Genomic DNA, 3,924 nt, shown 5'->3' with positions numbered 1-3,924 from the left:
CGGGGCCGTCGGCGGACCGGGCCCGCCGCTCGCGGCGCCGCCGCAGGAACCGGCGGACCCGGTCGGCGAGAAGGACCACCACCACCGCGCCGAGTACCAGCAGCACCGCCGCGACGATCGCGGCGGCCAGCGGGTGGAAGATCGCGAACGTGACGACCGCGGCGACGCCCACGTCCTCCAGCAGGCTCACCACGATGTTGCTGGCGGGCTCGGGTGAGCTGTTGACCGCCATCCGGGTGCCGGCCTTGACCAGGTGGCTCAGCAGAGCGGTGGTGCCGCCCACCGCGCCGGCGGCGAGCTGCGACAGCGAGCCGTCCTCCCCGGCCAGCAGGGCCGCCACCACGCCGCCGGAGAGCGGCCGGACCACCGTGTGCACCGAGTCCCAGAGCGAGTCCACGTACGGCACCTTGTCGGCCACCGCCTCGACGAGGAACAGCACCCCCGCGGCGATCAGCACGTCGGGCCGCTGCAGCGCCTGGGGCACGTCGTCGGAGAGCCCGGTGGCGCCGAAGAAGCCGAGCAGCAGTACCACGGCGTAGGCGTTGATGCCGCTCGCCCAGCCGCTGGTGAAGACCAGGGGGAGTACGGACATGCGGGCGATCGTAACGCGTGGGCCCGGAGGCTCACGGATGAGTAGCCGTACTCACCAAGGGCGTTGAGTAGCCGCACGGATGGGTGCCGGCCGGCCGGAACGGCAGAGTGTGGAGCACCGGGAGGCCGGGGCGCCGCACCGCCGACACGGGGCGGCGGAGCGGCGCGACAGCCTTCCGGAGGGGGAGACCGTACGGGGGTACGGGGGATGCGGGGGGACGGGTCCGGGCGGTTCCGGTGGCTGCGGCTACCGGGGCCGCCCGTGGCCTGCCACCCGGCCCTGGAGCAGCAGGGACAGGGCCGCGTGCACCTCGTCCAGCGAGCGGTCCGGCTGGAACGACTGCCAGTCCAGTGCCGCCACCAGGACCATGCCCACCAGTGCCGCCGCAGTGAGCTTGACGTCGATCTCCGGGCTCAGCTCACCCTCGGCCACTCCCGCGCGCAGCGCGTCCTCCACCACGGACACCGCCTGCTCGCGCACCACCAGCAGCGTCGACTGCCAGGTCCGGTTGGTCCGCCACAGCTCGGCGACGTAGAGCTGTGTGAAGGCCGGGTAGCGGTCGATGAACACCAGGCCCGCCCGGATCATGGCGTCCAGCTCGTCGACCCGGCTGCCGCCCGCGGCGGCCGTGCGTTCGCCGGCCTGCCGCAGCTCCGCAGTGAGCAGTTCCACGCCGTGCCGCAGCAACTCCTCGAACAGCTCGTTCTTGCTCGCGAAGTTGTAGTAGACGGTGCCCTTCGCGACGCCGGCCCGCTCCGCGATCTGCTCGACCGTGGTGGACGAGAAGCCCTGCTCCGCGATGAGGGTCACCGCCGCCTCGTACAGCTTCTGCCGGGTCGCGTCCCGGCGGGTGCCGCCCGCACCGCTCGTCGCGCCCGCACCGCTCGTCCTGCTCGTGCCGCTTTTCATGTACACGATTGTCCCCTCACAGGCTGAGCTCCGGGTGCAGGCGCTTCAGGGTCCACACCGAGCTTCGACGTGCGGTCCACGCGGTCAGCGCCAGGGCGCCCGCCGTGTAGCCCGCCAGTACCGCGCACGCCCGCCACACGGGCCACAGCTCACCGCCGGTGATCAGGTGCCGCAGCCCCTCCACGACGTACGTCATCGGCAGCAGCGGGTGCAGCACGTTGAAGAAGTCCGGGCTGGTCTGCACCGGGTAGGTGCCCCCCGCGGAGGTGAGCTGCAGCATCAGCAGTGCCAGCACCAGGATGCGGCCGGCCGGACCGAACCGGGCGTTGAGCCACTGGATGACGGCCGCGAAGCAGACCGTGACCAGCACCAGGAAGGCGATGGTGCCGCCCGTCCGCGCCGGCTCCAGGCCGAGGCCCGGTGCCCAGCGCAGCACCGCGAGCAGTGCCCCCACCTGGAGCACTCCGATGCCGGCCACCGGCAGCCACCCGGCCAGCGCGGTGCGCCACGCCGGGGCACCCGCGGCGAGCGCGCGCCGGTTGAGCGGCGGCAGCAGCATGTAGGCGACCATTGCCCCGACCCACAGCGACAGGGGGATGAAGTAGGGCGCGAAGCCCGTCCCGTAGTTGGGGGCCGCGTGCGTCTTGCCGGAGTTGAGCTGCACGGGGTCGGCCATGACCGTGCTGCGCTCGGCCCGTTCGTCCTTGCCGTAGTCCGGGATGCGCTCCACACCGTCGTGCAGGCCCTCGGAGAGGTCGCCGGAGCCGTCGGCCAGTTTGAACATGCCGCCGTTGAGCGACTTCGCACCGGAACTGAGCCGGCCGAGCCCCTCGTCGAGCTGCCGGGCGCCGTCCTCGGCCGAGCCGAGGCCGGTCTTGAGCCTGCCCATGCCGGTGTGCACCCGCTGGGCCCCCTTGTTGAGCGCGTTCACCTCGGTGACCGCGGCCGTCAGGTCGTCGTCCAGCCGGGGCGCCTTCTTCTGCACCTTCAGTGCCATGGTCCGCAGGGTGCCGAGGTCCTTCTCCAGCCGGTCCAGGCTCGTGCCGTCCCGCACCTTGCGGTCGGCGGCCTCCGCCGCGTCGGCCGCCGACCGGCTGGCGTCGACGTGCCGGCGCAGCGCCTCGCAGTCGACCGGGGACTCGGGCGGCGCGTTCTCGCCGCACAGCGCGGTGTCCAGCTTCTCGGCACCGTCGGCGGCACCGCGGGCGAGTCCGGCCGCCTTGGCCGATTCCTCCGGCAGGGTGCGCACGTGGCCGCGGGCCGTCTTCGCCACCTCCGCGACGTCGCCGGCGACGGTGGCGATGTCGTCGCCATCCACCCGGGCCGTGAGCGGGTCCACCGCGTCGGCCAGTGCGTTCACCTTGTCGGCCAGCGCACGGGTGCCGTCGGCGATCTTCTTGGTGCCCTTCCGGAGGTCACCGGCTCCGCCGTCGAGCTTCGTGAGGCCGTCGCTCAGGCTCTTGCTCGCGTTCTTCGCGTCGGACGAGCGGTCGGCCAGTTCGCCGGTGCCCTTCCTGGCGTCGCCGATGCCGTTCTTCAGCTCGTCGGCGCCCTCGGCAGCCTGCTTCGTCGCGTCGTGGATGGACGAGAACGACACGAAGATCCGGTCGTAGAAGCCGCGGGAGGTCTTCGCGGACGCCGCGGCCCGCACGTCGGCGAAGACCGTCCGGGATATCTGCCCGACGATGTAGTTGCTGGCGTCGTTCGTGCGCACCCTGAGCGCGCCGCTCTCCGGATCGTCGCCCGAGCTGGAGGCGACCTTGCTGCTGAAGTCCGAGGGGATGGTCAGCGAGAGGTAGTACCGGCCGTCCTCGACGCCCTCCCGGGCGTCGGCCGCCGAGGTGCGGTGCCAGTCGAAGGTGTCGCTGTCCAGCAGGCCCTTCGCCAGGTCCCGGCCGGCGTTGATCCTCTCCGGCCCGCCGTCCCCACCGCCCTCACCCCGGCCGTCCTTCGCAGTGGTGCCGGAGCTGCCGGTGCTGCCAGGGCTGCCGGTGTCGGCCGGGCCTTCGGGGACGGTGGCGCCGCGGTCCTCGTTGACGAGGGCCACCGGGATGCGGTCCAGGCGGTCGTACGGGTCCCAGAAGGACCACAGGTACAGCGCCCCGTAGAGCAGCGGCAGCAGCAGCATCGCCGCCAGCGCGGCCCGGGGCAGCCTCCCCCTGCCGAACCGCTTCAGCTCAAGCGCGGCGAGCCTCGGCGAGCGCATCGTCGTCCCCCTCCGTGTCAGCGCCGGTACCGGCGTCCGTGCCGGTGTCCGTCTCGGTGTCCGTGGTGTCGTCGGCGTGTGTGCTGGCCTCGGTGCCGGCGGCAGTGGTGGTGGTCCGGGCGCCGGGGTGGTCCGTTCCTGCGTCCGGGTCGGCTGCGCCCGGGTCGGCTGCGCCGGGTGGGGGCGTCGCCTTCTCGCGGTCCTCCCGCGGATCCGG

The 3,924-nt window shown here is 73.0% G+C and carries 3 protein-coding genes and 1 pseudogene; all 4 read right to left on the bottom strand.

Annotation, left to right across the window (positions count from 1 at the left end; translation table 11 throughout):
- The coding region (locus tag ACYVE9_RS18285; RefSeq protein ID WP_461028955.1) for a DUF4126 domain-containing protein at positions 1-592 on the bottom strand (592 nt) is incomplete at its 3' end.
- Between the two features lie 246 nt (positions 593-838).
- Positions 839-1,501, bottom strand: coding sequence for a TetR/AcrR family transcriptional regulator (locus tag ACYVE9_RS18280; RefSeq protein WP_461028954.1), 663 nt, complete (start codon positions 1,499-1,501; stop codon positions 839-841).
- A 16-nt stretch (positions 1,502-1,517) separates the two neighbouring features.
- Positions 1,518-3,707 (bottom strand): YhgE/Pip family protein, encoded by a 2,190-nt coding sequence (locus tag ACYVE9_RS18275; RefSeq protein WP_461028953.1) that lies wholly within the window; start codon positions 3,705-3,707, stop codon positions 1,518-1,520.
- A pseudogene (locus tag ACYVE9_RS18270) lies at positions 3,679-3,924 on the bottom strand (hypothetical protein); the annotation flags it as partial. The pseudogene ACYVE9_RS18270 and the gene ACYVE9_RS18275, both read right to left, overlap by 29 nt.

This window comes from Streptomyces sparsus, from assembly GCF_054776295.1.
This window is presented reverse-complemented; position numbering and strand designations above follow the sequence as displayed.

Coding starts and splice junctions, on each gene's coding strand:
- ACYVE9_RS18280 (WP_461028954.1), bottom strand. CDS start 1,501: ATGAAAAGCGGCACGAGCAGGACGAGCGGTGCGGGCGCGACGAGCGGT.
- ACYVE9_RS18275 (WP_461028953.1), bottom strand. CDS start 3,707: ATGCGCTCGCCGAGGCTCGCCGCGCTTGAGCTGAAGCGGTTCGGCAGG.